Here is a 17,384-nt window from a genome sequence, read left to right on the forward strand (position 1 = left end):
CGCATCAAGCGGCCTTTTGCTTATCTAAAACTAAGCCGCTTTTGAAACTATTTGGCGGTTTTCAGCTAACCAACCTCGCGCCGCTTTGAGCGCCAATGTGACGTCCTCTTGGCTCATTTCACGCTTTAATTCTGCCTGATAGGCTTTGGCCGGCGATGAACCCATCATGGCCGCAAGGCTGAACCATTTATGCGCTTCAACGAAATCCGGTCCTCTATCTTCTACATCTGTTGAGTAGATCAGGCCCAAACGAAACATGTCATCTGAGTTGGCTTGAACGGCAATCGCCTGCTCGGCTTCTTGTACTTCAATTGTTGTAAAGGCCATCTTGACCTCCCTATTTCTTGTTTTCACCTAAAACCTTCAGGAGTTCGGAGACCCTTTTCCTAAAGCACTGTCTGAGGCCAGTTTTCCTGTGTCTCTCAGACTGTGATTAGACTTTTACTTCACAGGATAAATATACAGTTAACAAGGAACAGGGTTAATCATGGTTTATCTTAGTTAAAACAAGTAAATATGAGTTACTTTTAAGTTATACTTAGATTAAAATATTATTACATCAAGTATACTGTCAATTTAAAACCCAAACAAACAAGTATTTTTCAAGTATGCCAAGATTGGAAAGAGCCAAAAAAAAATCCACTTTTCTTTGAAAAAAATGGATTTTGATAACGATTTATTTGAACTTTCAAGTACTAATCATAAAATTGGCTTACTTGGTCAAGCTCTGCCCTATCAGCATAGAGGGAATTGACGGCCTTATCCGGATTTCCATATCCCATCGCCATACCAACCAGAACTTCTTCTTCGTCTGGAATGGTCAAGATTTCATGGCAGACAGAAGACCAATTCCGCCACCACCCCTGCGGCGCTGTATGCAGACCTGCTTCACGCGCCAACAGCATTAATGACTGTAATAATATCCCAATATCCATATATTGCGGCATATTGAGCTTTTTATTCCCCGTGATGATAATCCCGACAGGCGCATTGAAAAAATCGGCGTTTCGCGCCAGCCAAGCCAAACGAGCCATTTTATCGTCTTTCGCAATACCGATCAGTTTATACATATCTTCGCCAAGCTTATAGCGCCAAGAGCGTTGAGGCTCCCACAACGGAGACGGATAAGCGGGATAAGTTGGCTCTTCGGTTTTTCCAGCTAAAGTACGCTCGGTTGCGCGCTTTTTGAATTCGGCCAATGTATCGCCAGTCATAACATGGAGCTTCCACGGCTGGAGATTGCCGCCAGACGGGCTACGCATAGCCTTTTCCAAGATTTCACGCAGTAAGGCGCTAGGAACGGGCGTGTCCAAAAAGTCCCTGACGGTAATACGTGTAGAGAGCGCTTCGCTGACGGTTTGACTCGTAGATGTGTTTAGGCTCATTTTCTCTTACTCTTGATAGAATTAATCCAGACCAGAATCGCATAATCCGCAAGGCCCAAACCAAGCCCTAACAAAAGGGCAAGGGCCAAGTTCTTTGTTTGGTTATAGAATAAGAACCCCACACCAACAGCGATGATAGACGCGCTAAAGGCAGGGCCCTCTTGAAGGCGCATCTAAGCTCCGCCTTGTTTTTTCAAAAAAGAGAATACCAAGAAGTCAGCCAAAGCGACGGCAAAAGCAATGCCGCCGGCCAGCCAAAAATTCATTTTTACGATGAGGGCTAATGTCAAAAAGATAACCACAAAGACAACAGCAGGCCCAATAACCCGCATAAGGTCCCAAATTAAATTTGGCGGCTGATTATCTGGCGTTTCTGACATATTGGCTCCTTATAACCCTAATTTTTCTCGTAAAATCTTATTCACGGCCTGCGGGTTAGCTTTACCTTGGCTTGCCTTCATGACCTGCCCAACAAAGAATCCGACAAGCTTTGGATTTTCCTTGGCGGCCGCGGCTTGATCGGGATTAGCATCAATCACCTTTTGCACCATTGCCGCAATCGCGCCTGTATCGGTAACTTGCTTGAGACCTTGCTTTTCGATGATTTCATCGGCTGTACCTTCGCCATTGAACATACGCTCAAACACATCTTTGGCAATCTTACCTGAAATTGTGTCATCAGCGATACGGTCAAGCAGTCCACCCAATGCATCCGCAGAGACAGGGCTGTTTTCTAGGTCGAGGCTTGCTTTATTCAGCGCCCCAAACAATTCACCCATGACCCAGTTCGACGCGATTTTTGCATCACGGCCCTTGGCCACGCTTTCGTAAAAGTCTGCCTTAACCGCCTCTGCAGTAAGAATACGGGCATCATATTCGGGTAAGCCGTAATCGCTCATGAAACGGCTCTTACGCGCATCAGGCATCTCTGGAAGCTCTGATTTAATCCGGTCAACAAAGCTTTGCTCTAATTTCAAGGGGAGCAAATCAGGGTCTGGGAAATAGCGATAATCATGCGCGTCTTCTTTGGACCGCATAGTCCGCGTTTCGCCCTTCACACTGTCAAACAGGCGTGTCTCTTGATCGATAGTCCCGCCTGCTTCGATGATTTCAATATGACGGCGGGCCTCGTAATTAATGGCTTGGCGAATGAAACGCATAGAGTTCACGTTTTTAATCTCGCAGCGCGTCCCAAGCTCTCCGCCAGGTCTACGTACAGAGACATTCACGTCAGCGCGTAAATTACCTTTTTCCATATCGCCGTCACATGTGCCAAGGGCCCGCACAATACCGCGTAGTTTTTCTACATAGGCCGAGGCTTCCTCTGGCGAGCGCATATCGGGTTTAGACACGATTTCCATCAAGGCCACACCACAGCGATTTAAATCGACATAGGTTTCATCTGGCGACAGATCATGCACTGACTTACCAGCATCTTGTTCCAAATGCAGGCGTTCAATCCCAACGGTGACGGCATCACCAACATTTCCGTCAGCATCGATAGGCAAAATTTCTATTTCGCCTTCGCCGACAATGGGGAACTCAAACTGAGAAATTTGATAACCTTGCGGCAGATCGACATAGAAGTAATTTTTACGGTCAAATCGCGAGAATAAATTGATTTGCGCGTTTAGGCCCAAACCTGTTTTTACGGCTTGCTCAACGCAAAATTCATTCAAGACAGGGAGCATGCCTGGCATACCCGCATCAACTAATGAAACTTGGCTGTTTGGCTCAGAACCATAGGCTGTTGATGAACCTGAAAAGAGTTTCGACGTCGATGCCACTTGCGCATGAACTTCTAACCCGATGATGATTTCCCAATCACCCGTTTCGCCTTTGATATAATCTTTAGGGTCTCCGACCCGCTCTGCTGTGAACATGTTCTAGCTCCACCACTTTGTTGGTTTGGCTTTAAATCCTGCTGCGTCTTCCAATGCACTTGCGGCCTTGAACACGGTTTCTTCGTCCAGCGCGCGTCCAATTAATTGGAGGCCCAATGGCAAGCCGTTTTTGTCGAGGCCCGCAGGGACAGAAATACCCGGCAATCCTGCGAGGTTGGTCGTGACAGTGAAAATATCATTTAGATACATTTGCACCGGATCTGTCACTTTACGCCCAACGGGGAAAGCCGCGCTTGGGGCTGTCGGCGTTAAAATCGCATCGCATGTTTGCCACGCATTTTCAAAATCTTCGACAATCCGCGTACGGACTTTCTGCGCGCGAAGATAATAAGCATCATAATAGCCCGCAGAGAGAACATAAGTACCAATCATAATACGGCGACGGACTTCTTTGCCAAAGCCAGCAGTCCGTGTGCGGTCATATGTATCGTTCAGATCTTTGCCATCAACACGCAAGCCATATCGCATACCGTCATAACGGGCGAGGTTTGAAGAGGCTTCGGCGGGCGCCACCACATAATAAGCCGGCAAGGCGTATTTCGTATGTGGCAATGTAATTGGCACGATTTCCGCGCCTGCGGCCTTCATCCACTCAATACCTTGGTCCCAAAGCGCTTGGATATCATCGGGCATGCCCTCAATGGCATATTCTTTGGGAATACCGATACGCATGCCTTTGACAGATTGACCACATGCGTCCGACCATTTCGGCACCTCAACATTCAAAGAGGTAGAATCTTTGGCATCATATCCCGACATGGATTCAAGCAATATCGCGGCGTCTTTCACGGTCTTTGCAATCGGCCCCGCTTGGTCAAGCGATGAAGCGAAAGCAACGGTACCCCAACGCGAACACCGTCCATAAGTTGGCTTTATCCCAACTGTCCCAGTAAAGGCAGCCGGTTGGCGGATTGACCCCCCCGTATCAGTGGCCGTTGCGCCAAGACACATATCTGCCGCGACAGCCGCCGCTGACCCCCCAGATGATCCGCCCGGCACGAGGTCTTCTTCGTTACGCCAAGGGTTTATAACTGGGCCATATGCCGAAGTCTCATTCGAAGACCCCATCGCAAATTCATCCAAGTTCAACTTGCCCAGCATGACCATGCCGTCTGCCTTCATATTGGCGGTGACGGAACTTTCATAAGTCGGTTCGAAATCCCCCAAAATCTTAGAGGCCGCACATGTTTTCACACCGTCCGTACAAAACAAGTCTTTCACGGCAAGCGGCGCGCCTTCCAAAAGGCCGACCTCGCCGCGCTCTCTGCGGTTATCAGATTGTTTGGCCTGCTCTATCGCAAGCTCATGCGTGTCTGTGATAAAAGCGTTGAGCTTTTTACCCTCAGTACAGGCTTTGATATGAGCTTCTGTCAGCTCAACAGATGTGAAATCGCCCTTCGCCATGCCGTCTAGGGCATCAAAGAGGCTAAGTTGTGTAAGTTCGCTCATGCCCTACTCCACACTTCTTGGGACGACAAAGAAGCCATCGTCTTTTTTCGGCGCATTTTTCAATACATCATCGCGCTTATCACCATCAGTGATCGCATCAGCTCTCAATGGCGCAGACATATCCACGGCGGATGTCATCGGCTCTACGCCTTCCACATCCACTTCGTTTAACTGCTCAATCCATGACAAAATCCCATTTAGGTCATCGGCCAAAGGTTGAAGCCTATCCGCCTCAACATGGAGCCGCGATAATCGGGCGATTTTCTTGACATCTTCGGCGCTTACGGCGCCTTCAGGCTTACTCACAGGAGTCTCCATCTTTCGTTTGAATGCGCGAGTTAGCAGGGGCAATGTGACTGGGCAAGTCATGGATTGATTGAAGCCTGTAATTTCGGCCGTCTTGCACAGCGCTAAGGCCATATTTTGCCTTGTTTATCTAATTTATTATCAGCGCCGCTCATCGCCCTCTCCCTAGGCTGCGCCCTGCTTTTGCGTAAGCCTAGCCTCTCAGGCAAAAGCAGTCTAATAAGCCCTAAGCGGACATAACAGATAGAAGAGAAGAAAGATGAAGCAGAAGACGAAACTTAAATATGAAATCTAATATATGAAATATGACAATAGGGTGGTCAGCCCCTCTACGCCGCGCATGGGCAACCGTTTTTCGCGGTGGTTAGGCCAAACCATTATGAATATGATGGGATGGACGATTAAAGGATCATTTCCCGACGAGAAAAAACTGATTATTATCGGTGCGCCTCATACGTCTAATTGGGATCTTATTCTCGCTATGTCCGCCATGTTGTCTGTGGGTTTACGGTTTTCGTGGATGATGAAAAAAGAAGCTTTCTTTTGGCCATTGGGCAATCTTTGGAAAGCGTTAGGCGGCATCCCAATTGATAGAGGCGGCGATGTTGATGTGGTGGGGCAAATTTCTGAATACTTCGAAAACAATGATAATGTGTGGATTGGCCTCACGCCCGAAGGTACACGCACAAAAGTTGATTCTTTTAAAAAGGGATATCTGCGTATAGCCTATGGCACCAATGTCCCTCTTTTTATAATCGGCATAAATGCACCAACGAAACAAGTCGTTTTAGAGAAGATCTGGAAAACGACAGGAGACATGGAAAAAGACAATGCAGCGGTCAAAGCATTTTTCGACGACAATTTTAAAGGCATCGTGCCTAAAAACGGCTAGCCACAACGCTGAGTATTTCTCATGAAATACGACAATCCACATATGAGCGAACACTCCCCGCGCATGGGGAACCGCTTGACCCGCGCTATCGGGTCTTTGGGGCTAAAGCTAACAGGGTGGGAGCTTGTTGGGAAAATGCCTGATACGCCAAAATTTGTCATTGTTGGCGTGCCACATACTTCTAATTGGGACGCGATTGCGGCCTCGCTCGCCATGCTGGCATCTGGATTTAAATATACGTTTTTGATAAAGAAAGAATGGTTCTTCTGGCCGATGGGGCCGCTTTTTCGCGCGCTTGGCGGCTATCCCGTAGACCGCGGCAAGGGCAATGATGTCGTCACCCAAATTGTCGAACTCTTTGAGAGCGAAGACAAAGTTTGCGTCGGCTTCCCCCCTGAAGGCACCCGGTCAAAAGTTCAGCGCTATAAGACAGGCTATCTTCGCGCGGCCTATGCCGCCAATGTGCCGATTTTCATATGTGCTTTTGATGGGCCCAATAAGAAAGTCGTTCTAGACCGCCTTTTCCCGCTGACGGGTGATATGAAAACCGATAATAAAGCGCTTAAAAAATATGTCGATGAGACATGGATCGGCGTCAATCCCGAACGGCAATAATCAAACCCCCGAACGGCAATAATCAACACAATGGCTTGCCTCAAAAAGCTTTAAGAGGCGCGCCTATGAGACATAGACTCATATGGCGACTCATATGGCGCTAATGAACGAGCGACCACCTCTTTTAAAACGTCAGCGAAAATGGGTTTTGGAATATAATCGTCAAAACCCATTTTTATAAATCGCTGTTCCTCGCTTTTCATCGCGTGGGCCGTGACAGCAATGATAGGGGTATAATCGCCGCCGCGCTCCATTTCTCTAATACGCTTTAAAGCCGTCACTCCGTCCATGACCGGCATTGAAATATCCATAAGGATTAAATCATATTGGCTGGCCTGAACGAGCTGACAAGCCACGTGCCCATTGCTAGCGACATCAAATTCATATCCCATCCCCTCAAGCATGCGTTTCAAGACAAGCTGATTTGTTACGTCATCCTCAGCAATTAGAATACGTTTAGACGGCATAGAGCTATTTTTAGGCGGCAAAGCGATAGTTTCTGTAGCCATTTTAACAGGGGTCTGAGGCACTAAGTTCTTTTGAATAGACGCCTCTAAGTGGGACAGCCTGACTGGTTTTTGGTGATAGGTGCAATTCTCTATTTTAGAGAACTGATTATGTAATTCGTCCGAATTGACCGACGATAAAACGAGAATTTTTAGATCATCAAATATCGAGACTTGGCGAAGCGCTTTGACAAAATCAAACCCATTTACCTCTGGCATATGATAATCCGTAATGAGCAAGTCATATTGCGATTTCTCGGCTCTTACCTGTTTAATTTTCCTGATGGCCTCTTTAACCGATGTGGCTCTATCGGGCTTAATGCCAAACTTATTTAGCAACCCTTCAAGCACACCCAGATTTTGTTCCAAATCATCCACAATCAAAACACGGCTATCAGAGGGAATTTTCTCAGAGAGTATTTTCTCAGAGGCTTTATTCAGAGCCTCTGATGAGACTTCCTCTATATAGCCCCCCGCCTTTAAACCCACCTTTATCGTAACTTTTGTGCCCTCCCCCAGAACAGATTCGGCTCTGATGCTTCCCTGCATGGCTTCTACCAAGCTCTTGGTAATCGTAAGACCTAACCCCGTCCCTCCATATTCTCGTGTGCGTGAGTTATCTGCTTGAGAAAACTTGTCAAAAATCTTTTCTATTTGGTCTTCGGCAATACCAATGCCTGTATCCTCAATATCTATCGTGACACAAAGCCTGTCCGCTCTATCGGCCATACGTATTTTGACTAAAACAGAGCCTTCTGGTGTAAACTTAATCGCATTGCCAATAAGGTTAGTCAGAACTTGGCGTATCCTCCCTTTATCCCCTAAGACGAGGCGATTAGATGGGTTCTGAAAATCTAGAATAAGCTCTATTAATTTTTCATTGGCTGTCACACCAAGCAAAGCCACCACATCTTCTACAGCCTCTTTTAAGTCAAAAGCCTCTTCGACGAATTCAAACTTGCCCGCTTCAATTTTAGAAAAATCAAGAATATCATTAATGATGGTGACCAAGGCTTCACCAGAGCGCATTATAACATCAACGCATTCCGATTGCATTCCCGTCAGCTCTGCCCCTTTAAGAATTTGTGCCATTCCCAAAACACCATTCATAGGGGTTCTGATTTCATGGCTCATATTAGCAAGGAAATCTGATTTAGCTTGCGAGGCAGCAAAAGCTTTCTTTTCCGCTTTAATGAGAGCCGCTTCTCTTTTTTTCAGCTCCGTAATATCCGTCAATATGCCGATGATATACCCCTTACCACTTCTATCTTGATAGTAAGATTTGACGGATTCCATCCATTTAACATCACCATTTCGCATGGGCATTTTAATGATATCAGATCGCGTTTTTTTAGTTTCAAAAACAGCGTTATTTATTTTCCAAAACGCTTTCGCTCTCTCACTTGATGACAGTTCAAAATCAGTCTTTCCAATTAAATGTTCCCGAGGAATTCCGATGAATTCACAAAATGCCGAATTAACCTCAACCCAAACATGGTTCTCATTTTTTATGTAAACGGGGCTCGGAAGCAAGTTGATAACGTCGATTAAAAAATCAACGCCGTCCTTAGGCGGAACATTCATGTCTAACCTATTGTCCAACAAATTCTCTCCGTAAATCCTTACGTTTCTTGAATATATTTTGCTGAGCCAATGAATGTGCGTTACCCTGCAACACTGTGAAGTAACACCAAACTTACTACCAAATTATAAATATTATACAATAAAATCAATGACTTATCTACCTATGGTAGATTTTTATACTGTTCTAGGCCAAATCTCTATTCTCGGCCAAATCACGGGGTAAAGGCACAGGCATGTCAGAAGGCTAATGACCCAGGAATGAAGGCTGCGATGAATTTATTACTGAATATCAACCGCCCCTTTGGAAACTCTGTTAAATTTACGTCCTCAAAAGTCTGCCGCAAAAGCCCCATAATCATTACCTTTTTCAATATCTAATCCCCGCTCTTCAAAGCGAGGGTAAATTAGATTTGTTCTTTATGGCGGGCCTGATCGTACGTTGGATTGGCATAAAGATGACATGCGTCGTTGAACGCTTTGGGTTGTAACGCGCCCAAAGTTATGAGGCGGCCTGATGCGTGCTATCAACGCCTTGTAATGAGGGGTCTTTTGGCCATCAGTAATCTGGATGAAACATGTCACCGTGTGGCCGAAAGGTTACAAAAATAAATTTCGCTAGCCAGGGTTCCCCAGCCCGTAACCCAATGACCACACGGACGCCCACTTTCATCCAAAACAGACATATAATTAGGCGATAATTGAGCAGAGACATGAGCCCTTAAAATAAACAAATACCTTGCAACGCGAATGCCGCTTGCGCCGCTATGGCGTCAAAGCTAAGAGCGCCACATGGCATACATCACCTTAGACGATCTGCGCGAAACCAGCGGCGCTTTGCTTGGGCTTGACCCGGGTACAAAGACGCTTGGCCTCGCCATAAGCGACCGTACGCGCCTTATCGCTTCGCCATTGCACACGATACACCGCAAGAAATTTACGCCTGATGCACAAAGCCTTTTGAAAACCTTTCAGGAAAACGAGGCCACAGCGCTTGTCGTGGGCTTGCCCATAAATATGGATGGCAGCCACGGGCCCCGCACGCAATCCGTCAGAGATTTCTGTACCAATCTCACCCGTATCGAAGATATTCCTATTTTCCTGTGGGATGAAAGGCTCTCGACAATGGCTGTGACGCGCACCATGCTGTCTGATGATATGTCACGCGCCAAACGCGCCAAGAATGTTGATAAAATGGCGGCGGCTTATATTTTGCAAGGGGTTCTGGACAGGCTTCGCACTTAAGTCATCTACAAGAGAAACCCAGTTGAGAAAACCATAAGGAAAACTTTGACTCTGAAACCGCCCCGCCCTATCACCGCGAAAATCGTAAGAAGGTCATCTCGTCTTGAATTCTGAACCGTCTATTTTAGAGAATGCGACTCGCGAATATCCGTTTACCAAACGGCATTGTCTTTCTGTTTCAGACTTTCACCGCGTTGATATTGAAAACCTATTACAACTTGGCGAGCATTACCTCGACCTTGACGTTCAAAAATCCCCTGACAGATCTGTCCTATCGGGCAAGACCCTTATTAATTTATTCTTTGAAAACTCGACCCGAACCGAGAAAAGTTTTGAGTTGGCGGGGAAACGCCTTGGCGCAGATGTAATTTCTATGAATGTTGCCACCTCATCCGTGAAAAAAGGCGAGACGCTGTTGGATACGGCGGTCACATTGAATGCTATGAACCCTGACCTTTTAGTCGTGCGACATGGCTCATCTGGTGCGCCGTCACTCTTAGCACAAAAAGTCGGCTGTTCGGTCATTAACGCCGGTGACGGCATGCACGCCCATCCCACACAAGCCTTGCTCGACGCCCTCACCCTGCGACAAGCCTTTCCCGAAGGGCTAGACGGCCTTCGCATCGCCATTTGTGGAGATATTATGCACTCCCGCGTGGCGCGTTCAGATGTCGCCTTGTTTAACATGCTGGGTGTAGATGTCCGCCTTATCGGGCCGCCGACCCTTGTGCCTATGGATGCCGATAGATGGGGCGCAGAGGTCTTTCATGATATGGAAGCCGGATTAAAGGGCTGTGATGTTGTCATGATGTTACGCTTGCAAACTGAACGTATGAATGGGGCCTTTGTCCCCTCTAAACGCGAATATTTTCATTATTACGGCCTTGACCGAACCAAGCTTAATTTTGCCAAGCCGGGCGCCCTTGTGATGCATCCCGGCCCGATGAATAGAGGCGTCGAAATTGCGGCGTCTATCGCAGACGACCCCGAAGTCAGTTTAATTTCGAACCAAGTGGAGACGGGTGTTGCCATGCGCATGGGTATTCTTCACGCTCTGGCCGAAGCGCAAGACAGTCATAATAACACAGGAGCAGCCTCATGAGCTTGCTCTCAATCGTGAATGCCCGTCTGATAGATCCCGCTTCTGGCCGTGATGAAGAAGGCGGTATTGTTTGTGAAGATGGGAAAATCATCGAAATCGGGGATATTATTCCACGCGGTGATATTATTGATGCAGGTGGTTTGATCCTCTGCCCGGGCCTTATTGACATGCGTGTGCGCACAGGCGAACCGGGCCGTGAAAACAGAGAAACCCTCGCTACGGCGGCGCAAGCCGCCATAGCCGGCGGCGTAACATCTGTGGTTCTGACGCCGCAAACAGACCCCGTTATCGATAACGTCTCTCTGGTCGATTATCTTATACGCAAGGGTGAAGATTTACCCTTTGATGTCTATATCTCGGGCGCTTTGACGAAAGGTCTGGACGGCGTGAGCCTGACCGAAATCGGATTAATGCGCGAAGCGGGGGCTGTGCTTTTCTCAAATGGGTCAGAGCCTATTGGTGATGCACAAATTATGCGCCGCCTCATGTCTTATGCGGCAAATTTTAATGCCTTAATTGCCAACCGAGCCGTTGAACCCAGCTTAAGCGCGGACACAGTCGCTCATGAGAGTAATTTCTCATCGCGATTAGGCCTCACCGCCTCCCCCGCCATATCAGAACGGATTATGGCAGAGCGTGATATCGCCTTGGCTGAACTTACGGGCGGTTCAATCTTGATTGATTTAATATCATCCAAAGCCGCCTTAGAGTCTATCATTCGCGCAAAGTCACGTGACCTTGATGTTTATTGTTCCGTTTCCGTCAATCATCTCTGTTTGAATGAACTTGATATCGGGGATTACCGCAGTTTCGCCAAACTCTCTCCGCCGCTACGTGAAGAAAGCGACCGAATGGCCCTGCTTAATGGCATTAATGAAGGGGCGATTGATGTTGTCGTTTCCGATCATGATCCGCGCCCTGCGGGTGAGAAGCGATTACCCTATGCCGAAGCGGCCAGCGGCGCTGTGGGGCTTGAGATTTTACTCTCTGCGGGATTAACCCAAGTCGCTGATGGGCATTTGGACCTTATGGCCTTCTTGTCCACGGTGACATGTAACCCTGCGGATTTACTGGGGCTTGATTGCGGACGCCTTGCCATCGGCGCGCCAGCTAATCTTGCTCTCATAGACCCGCATAAGCCTTGGATTTGTGAGAGTGACAAACTTCGCAGCCGATCAAAGAACACGCCCTTTGACGGTCGCCGCTTAACGGGCCGCGCTGTTAAGACATTCTACAAAGGTAAAGAGGTCTTTTCCCTCTGAGCCCCTATAAGGTTTTAGTGAGATTTAAGCAAAAATTGACGTGTTACGACAAGGATTTAGGCCTGATTACGCTCGTATCGCGCCATCTTTGTCAATGCCGGCCTTTTCAAGCTCTTTGCCCATTTGCCCCGTCAGAAACACGAATAACATCTTAAAATCACTAATGAAGGACCAGACAGGATAGGTAAATGTGGCCGGCTTATTTTTTTCAATCAAGCCATGGCTCATCCAAGCAAAGAAATAGCCTGAGACAAACATAAGGGGAATCAACCACCAATTTTGTGAAAGAAACGCGTAAATCAATATAGCCAGCCCCATGGCCGTGCCAAAATAATGCCATCCCCGCGTCGCGGGTTTGGCATGTTCACGCAAATAATACGGCCAAAACTCTGAATATGTTTTTATAGTCTTCATCTCTGTTCTCCCGCCCCTATCATAGAACAATCTTAACAGCTTGAACAGTTTCATGAATCAAATTTAAAATTTTGAAGAAAAATTAAGGTTATCTTTACCTCGTTCGTTAATAAGAGCGATGTCTCCAACAGAGACACCCCAATTTTCACCTAATACCTTCAGGAGCCCTCGCGCTCCTTTTTTTTTGCGTATTGGGAATATTTACGCCTTTTAAAACCTCTCAAACAACTAATATGAAATTTGTTTGAAAATAGTGAAAATCGGGCTTGTCGAAACGGTTCTTTCCCGTTATTGAGCGCGCCTACCAAGAATGATGTTCCGCAATAGCTCAGTTGGTAGAGCAGCTGACTGTTAATCAGCTTGTCGCAGGTTCGAGTCCTGCTTGCGGAGCCATCCTTTCCTATTCTGAAATTGACTAAATGCCTGTTTTTCCTTATAAATTAAGGATGAATTGGCTCATCAATACTCCCTTATCGCGTTCATGTGCCCTTTTTAAGTTTTCGGCATGACTCGTGCTGTCAACAAGTACCTCTACATGCGAGGGGAATATTGGAATTATAAGCGCAATGTGCCGCAGAAGTTCAGACATGTCGAACCGCGCCCTCGTGTGCGAGTCGCGCTCAATACGCGTTCACTCGAATTAGCCCGTGCTAAGCGTGATGCCCTCGTCATAGCTGATGATAATTACTGGCAAGCCCTGACTTTAGAGGCCGAATCTTAAGGCGGCGTGACAGATGCAACTCGGGCCGTTCAGCAGCATCTTTACAAAGCTGCTTCATCCAGAGCTTTGGCCTACGGGTTTGACTACAAGCCAATCTCACAGCTCCGCGATGAGCAAGCTCTTGAAGAATTCTTAGCGCGCACTGAGAAGCTGGCTGAAAATTATGAGTTGGGGACAGAACCCCCTGTCTCTGAAACGGCTGCTCTCTTGGGTGGCGTTGAGCGTCCAAGCGCAGGCTCAATCACACTGACCGAGGTTTTCGAGCTTTATGTTGCAGAAATCGCGTTTGATGCTCAACGTAAAAAATCCCCCGCTCAGCGCAGTTCCTGGGAGAAAGCCAAACGCACGTCTATCAACTATTTTGTGCAAGCCATCTGTGATTTGAAGATTGGTAAAATTGAACGTCGTCACGCCCTTCAATATCGCAACTGGTGGGCTGACAGGATAAAATCAGGCGATGACAATGGGGATCGTCCCACACCCTATACTGCAAACCGTCATATCGGGAATATGCGTTCTCTCTACCGCGAGTACTTTTCTTATAAAGGAGAAGAAGACCGCTCCAACCCATTCCGCCGTATTTCGTTCAAGGAAGACCGCTCTACAAAAAAGAAACGACCGCCATTTTAGACAGATTGGATAAAAGACAAATTTCTAGTGCCCGGCCTGTTTGATAGTGTGAACGAAGAAGCACGCCACATTCTTTACACACTGATTGAAACGGGTGCTCGTCCAAGTGAGCTTTGTAACTTACGTCCTGAGAATATTCGTCTTGATGCGGATGTGCCCTATTTGGCAATTCGGGAAGCGGATAGCCGCGAGATCAAAGCGGACGCTTCTGACCGTGATATTCCGTTGGTAGGAATTTCCCTTGCGGCAATGAAGTTACATCCGCACGGATTTCCGAGATATTTTGACAAAAGAACAAGTAACACATATGTTACCATATGATTGAGGTTGAAGAATATCTTGATGCGCAGGGTCAAAGCCCCTTTGGAGCCTGGTTCGACAAACTGGATAGTCAGGCGGCCCTGAAAGTCACAACCTATCTGGCGCGCATTGAGACGGGTAACACGTCCCAGCTCAAAAACCTGGGCGACGGCATTTCAGAATGTCGTATCCATTGGGGTCCGGGCATTCGGATCTATTTGGCCTAGGGTGGCACAAAACTGGTCATCCTGCTTGGCGGCGGGACGAAACGCCGCCAGAGCAAAGACATCGACGCGGCCAAAACCGCATGGAAAGACTATAAAGCGTGTAAGCGCAAAGACAGAAAGTAGAGCGATGGCCCTAACAAAAAGTTTTAAAGACCGTATTCAAAATCGCGCCGCGCGCGATTCTGAATTTCGCTATGGCCTCCTCACTGAGAGCATTGAGAGCATGTTGTCCGGCGACATCGACACGGGTAAGTCGCTCCTGCGCGATTATGTGAATGCCACGATTGGCTTTGAGGGCTTGGCAGAACTCACAGAGAAATCGCCAAAAAGCCTCATGCGGATGGTCAGTCCTTCGGGTAATCCAACGGCTAAGAACCTCTTTGCTATCATCAGCCTCTTACAGCGTGAAGAAGGGTTGCATTTACAAATTAGAACGGCCTAAGCGTTATTGATTGACACTTGATGCTATTCGCAAGCCAAGCACATTACGTTTTATCGTTCTGCTGTTGGTAAGCTGACAGATGACAATCATTAGATATCTAGCTGTTGTGCTAGAACGACCCCACCAAACAGACCCGCGTCATCTCCCAAAGCGGGGGAGGCAATGAGGCTATTGATTGCCGCTTCTGATTGTCCGAGATAATTATTTATTAAATTGGCATATTGCTCTCTGACTTTGTCAAGTAAATGCGGGGCGAGCATGAGGCCCCCGCCAAGAATAATTTTATTAGGGCGGAGCGTAAGTGAAAGAATATTGCACGCTTGAGCGAGATAAAAGGCTTCTATGTCCCAGCCTATATGCGCAGGTGAAAGAGATTTGGGGTCGCCGTATCTTCGGGTTAAGGCTGTTGCCGATGCCAGACCCTCAAGGCAATCGCCGTGAATTGAGCAAACGCCTTTAAAATCCATGTCAGCATCGTGACGCTTGAGGCGTATATGACCAAATTCCGGATGTGAGGGTTTTCCAATCAGATATCCATTAGCAAAAAGCCCGGCACCGATCCCTGTGCCAATCGTGATATAGGCCGCCGATTTCGCTCCTTTGGCAGCCCCCCATTCCATTTCAGCGAGAAGCGCCCCGTTTACGTCCGTATCGATAGAGACCGGCACTGATAGCGCCGCTTCGAAATAGGTTTTCAGATTTGTCGCGGACCAGCCCAATTTTGGTCCTTCCAGTATCATACCGTAATTTGGGGATTGAATATCGACATCTATGGGTCCGAAGGATGCGATACCCATAGCGCGGGCCTGAATGCCTTTAACGGCCTGCTCTTGAAAGAAAGCTACGCATCTGGATAGGGTCTCATTTGGGCTGGTCGTAGGAATACGCACGCCGGCTAAGACTTCACGGTGATTTTTCTCATTTCCCATCTGGATCAGGGCGCATTTAAATGTTGTTCCGCCAGCATCAATCGCTGCAAAAATAGGCGCAGTTTCTAAACCGTCGTTCATAGTCATAAAATTACCTTTCGAGGACCAGTTCAAACCTAATTCATTCTATTATCTGGCGATATATGCGCGAAAATAAAATAAATTGCAATCGATTGTATTTATGGTTATGAGTCAAAAAAAAGGGGAAAATAAATGTTAATTCTAAAGCCAAATTCAGAGACGGTGACACCTGCACCCAGTTATTTCGCGGTGACGGCATTAACTTATACCATGTTCTTCATGTTTGCGATGACAACCGATGCAGTAGGTGAAATCATTAAAATCGCTAAGGGCGATATGAACCTCTCCAACACACAAGCCAGCGCGTTCCATTGGGCAACGATGACAGCGATTGCCCTGTCTGGAATATTATTCGGATATTTTGCCGATAAGTTTGGGCGCAAAAAAACAATCATTGCCGGTCTTGGGCTCTACGGTCTCGCGAGCGCGTCATTTTTCATGGGGACAAGTTTTCAACTTTATTTCAGCCTTCTCTTTGTGAGTGGTCTTGCGATCGGTATTTTTAAAACAGCCGCATTGGCCCTCATCAGCGACATAACGACGTCAACAGAAGAGCATACGCGCACTATGAATGCCCTTGAGGGCTTTTTCGGTATTGGCGCCATAGTCGGCCCTCTGCTGGTCATTTCTCTGCATGCCCGAGGAATTTCATGGACATATCTCTATCTATTTGCCGCAGCTCTCTGTCTTGTCATGATTATTTGGGCCGCGTTTACGAGTTATCCTCAAACTAAAAAATCAACAGATGAGCCCGTAAACTTATGGAAGTCCTTTGCCCTTATGAGCAATAAATATGCTATGGGTTTCTCAATGGCGATTGCACTTTACGTTGCTGCCGAAGTCTCCATTTTTGTTTGGTTACCCTCATATCTTGAAGGTTATACCGGCACTCAAATAGCCACATGGATGGCAACTTATGCCGTCATGGTCTTCTTTGTATTCCGCGCGCTTGGCCGTTTCCTCGGGATATGGATTCTTAAACATATCAAATGGACAACTGTCATGATGATATTCTCTGGAGTCATATTCGTATGTTTTGCCGCGAGCGCTTTCTTTGGGCAAACTGTTGCCGCATTCTTGATGCCATTATCAGGCCTCTTCATGTCAATGATGTACCCGACACTTAACTCTAAGGGCATTAGCTGCTTTCCAAAAACGAAACATGGCGCGGTTGCGGGTCTAATATTATTTTTCACCGCCGTTTCTGCCGCTGCTATTGCGCCGCTAATGGGATTCGTTGCTGATAGCTTTGGCGGCGATATGCGTTACGGTTTCATACTCGCCACAATCCTCGCAGGGTTATTATTTGTCGGGATGATTTACAATTTCATCAAAGACCCAGCAGCTTCAGCACTCAAACAAGCCAATATCACTGAATATAATCAGTGATATT

21 protein-coding genes and 1 tRNA gene are annotated in these 17,384 nt (G+C 47.1%); 12 read left to right on the top strand and 10 right to left on the bottom strand.

Features of this window, described 5'->3' with window-relative positions; translation table 11 throughout:
* Window positions 1–30: 30 nt before the first annotated feature.
* From DES40_RS06155 to gatC, 7 genes are all read right to left on the bottom strand, one after another.
* Window positions 31–327, bottom strand: a complete 297-nt coding sequence (locus tag DES40_RS06155) for a hypothetical protein (RefSeq protein ID WP_121099659.1) — start codon at window positions 325–327, stop codon at window positions 31–33.
* 368 nt (window positions 328–695) lie between these two features.
* Window positions 696–1,385: a nitroreductase gene (locus DES40_RS06160; RefSeq protein ID WP_121099661.1), complete on the bottom strand. Its 690-nt coding sequence runs from the start codon at window positions 1,383–1,385 to the stop codon at window positions 696–698.
* On the bottom strand, window positions 1,382–1,558 hold the full coding sequence (locus DES40_RS13180; protein ID WP_170144906.1) for a hypothetical protein: 177 nt from the start codon (window positions 1,556–1,558) through the stop codon (window positions 1,382–1,384). The genes DES40_RS06160 and DES40_RS13180 overlap by 4 nt, the downstream gene beginning before the upstream one ends.
* Window positions 1,559–1,765: a hypothetical protein gene (locus DES40_RS06165; protein ID WP_121099663.1), complete on the bottom strand. Its 207-nt coding sequence runs from the start codon at window positions 1,763–1,765 to the stop codon at window positions 1,559–1,561.
* 9 nt (window positions 1,766–1,774) lie between these two features.
* A complete protein-coding gene (gene gatB / locus DES40_RS06170) occupies window positions 1,775–3,268 on the bottom strand; it encodes an Asp-tRNA(Asn)/Glu-tRNA(Gln) amidotransferase subunit GatB (protein ID WP_121099665.1) in 1,494 nt (497 codons plus the stop codon).
* A gap of 3 nt (window positions 3,269–3,271) precedes the next feature.
* Entirely contained in the window at window positions 3,272–4,738 is a 1,467-nt protein-coding gene (gatA, locus tag DES40_RS06175) for an Asp-tRNA(Asn)/Glu-tRNA(Gln) amidotransferase subunit GatA (protein ID WP_121099667.1), read from the bottom strand.
* 3 nt (window positions 4,739–4,741) lie between these two features.
* The gene (gene gatC / locus DES40_RS06180) at window positions 4,742–5,044 is read right to left on the bottom strand and encodes an Asp-tRNA(Asn)/Glu-tRNA(Gln) amidotransferase subunit GatC (RefSeq protein WP_233345452.1); all 303 of its coding nucleotides are present in this window, start codon (window positions 5,042–5,044) and stop codon (window positions 4,742–4,744) included.
* Window positions 5,045–5,360: 316 nt separating this feature from the next.
* Between gatC and DES40_RS06185 the strand changes: the two genes are divergently transcribed.
* Both DES40_RS06185 and DES40_RS06190 read left to right on the top strand, forming a co-directional pair.
* Window positions 5,361–5,936: a 1-acyl-sn-glycerol-3-phosphate acyltransferase gene (locus DES40_RS06185; protein WP_233345453.1), complete on the top strand. Its 576-nt coding sequence runs from the start codon at window positions 5,361–5,363 to the stop codon at window positions 5,934–5,936.
* Window positions 5,937–5,978: 42 nt separating this feature from the next.
* Complete coding sequence (locus tag DES40_RS06190; RefSeq protein WP_233345455.1) at window positions 5,979–6,551, top strand: 1-acyl-sn-glycerol-3-phosphate acyltransferase; 573 nt, start codon at window positions 5,979–5,981, stop codon at window positions 6,549–6,551.
* A 50-nt stretch (window positions 6,552–6,601) separates the two neighbouring features.
* On the opposite strand, the gene DES40_RS06195 is transcribed toward DES40_RS06190, so the two are convergent.
* The gene (locus tag DES40_RS06195; RefSeq protein WP_121099673.1) at window positions 6,602–8,641 is read right to left on the bottom strand and encodes a PAS domain-containing hybrid sensor histidine kinase/response regulator; all 2,040 of its coding nucleotides are present in this window, start codon (window positions 8,639–8,641) and stop codon (window positions 6,602–6,604) included.
* A 789-nt stretch (window positions 8,642–9,430) separates the two neighbouring features.
* Here DES40_RS06195 and ruvX point away from each other — a divergent pair.
* The 3 genes from ruvX (at window position 9,431) to pyrC (ending at window position 12,247) form a co-directional block, all read left to right on the top strand.
* Window positions 9,431–9,883: a Holliday junction resolvase RuvX gene (ruvX, locus tag DES40_RS06200; RefSeq protein ID WP_121099676.1), complete on the top strand. Its 453-nt coding sequence runs from the start codon at window positions 9,431–9,433 to the stop codon at window positions 9,881–9,883.
* 103 nt (window positions 9,884–9,986) lie between these two features.
* A complete protein-coding gene (locus DES40_RS06205) occupies window positions 9,987–10,985 on the top strand; it encodes an aspartate carbamoyltransferase catalytic subunit (RefSeq protein WP_121099678.1) in 999 nt (332 codons plus the stop codon).
* A complete protein-coding gene (gene pyrC / locus DES40_RS06210) occupies window positions 10,982–12,247 on the top strand; it encodes a dihydroorotase (protein WP_121099680.1) in 1,266 nt (421 codons plus the stop codon). The genes DES40_RS06205 and pyrC overlap by 4 nt, the downstream gene beginning before the upstream one ends.
* Before the next feature lie 66 nt (window positions 12,248–12,313).
* Here the strand turns inward: pyrC and DES40_RS06215 are convergent, their stop codons facing one another.
* Window positions 12,314–12,661 carry a DUF962 domain-containing protein gene (locus tag DES40_RS06215; RefSeq protein WP_121099682.1) on the bottom strand — a complete coding sequence of 116 codons (348 nt, stop codon included), beginning with the start codon at window positions 12,659–12,661 and terminating at the stop codon, window positions 12,314–12,316.
* Between the two features lie 317 nt (window positions 12,662–12,978).
* Here DES40_RS06215 and DES40_RS06220 point away from each other — a divergent pair.
* The 6 genes from DES40_RS06220 to DES40_RS06245 all read left to right on the top strand — a co-directional run bounded on the left by DES40_RS06220 (window position 12,979) and on the right by DES40_RS06245 (window position 14,981).
* Window positions 12,979–13,054, top strand: a tRNA-Asn gene (locus tag DES40_RS06220).
* A 112-nt stretch (window positions 13,055–13,166) separates the two neighbouring features.
* Window positions 13,167–13,382 (top strand): DUF6538 domain-containing protein, encoded by a 216-nt coding sequence (locus DES40_RS06225; RefSeq protein WP_147405866.1) that lies wholly within the window; start codon window positions 13,167–13,169, stop codon window positions 13,380–13,382.
* Window positions 13,383–13,388: 6 nt separating this feature from the next.
* On the top strand, window positions 13,389–14,012 hold the full coding sequence (locus DES40_RS06230) for a hypothetical protein (RefSeq protein ID WP_121099686.1): 624 nt from the start codon (window positions 13,389–13,391) through the stop codon (window positions 14,010–14,012).
* 27 nt (window positions 14,013–14,039) lie between these two features.
* Window positions 14,040–14,333, top strand: a complete 294-nt coding sequence (locus tag DES40_RS06235) for a site-specific integrase (protein WP_170144907.1) — start codon at window positions 14,040–14,042, stop codon at window positions 14,331–14,333.
* Window positions 14,330–14,539, top strand: coding sequence for a type II toxin-antitoxin system RelE/ParE family toxin (locus DES40_RS13355; protein WP_233345457.1), 210 nt, complete (start codon window positions 14,330–14,332; stop codon window positions 14,537–14,539). Before DES40_RS06235 ends, DES40_RS13355 begins: the two co-directional genes overlap by 4 nt.
* Window positions 14,540–14,666: 127 nt before the next feature.
* Window positions 14,667–14,981, top strand: a complete 315-nt coding sequence (locus DES40_RS06245) for a helix-turn-helix domain-containing transcriptional regulator (RefSeq protein ID WP_121099690.1) — start codon at window positions 14,667–14,669, stop codon at window positions 14,979–14,981.
* A gap of 89 nt (window positions 14,982–15,070) precedes the next feature.
* On the opposite strand, the gene DES40_RS06250 is transcribed toward DES40_RS06245, so the two are convergent.
* Window positions 15,071–15,997 (bottom strand): ROK family protein, encoded by a 927-nt coding sequence (locus DES40_RS06250; RefSeq protein WP_233345459.1) that lies wholly within the window; start codon window positions 15,995–15,997, stop codon window positions 15,071–15,073.
* Between the two features lie 126 nt (window positions 15,998–16,123).
* On the opposite strand from DES40_RS06250, the gene DES40_RS06255 reads away from it, so the two are divergent.
* Window positions 16,124–17,380: an MFS transporter gene (locus tag DES40_RS06255; protein ID WP_121099692.1), complete on the top strand. Its 1,257-nt coding sequence runs from the start codon at window positions 16,124–16,126 to the stop codon at window positions 17,378–17,380.
* The last annotated feature ends 4 nt before the right edge of the window (window positions 17,381–17,384 follow it).

This window comes from Litorimonas taeanensis (genome assembly GCF_003634015.1).
GTDB lineage: Bacteria > Pseudomonadota > Alphaproteobacteria > Caulobacterales > Maricaulaceae > Litorimonas > Litorimonas taeanensis.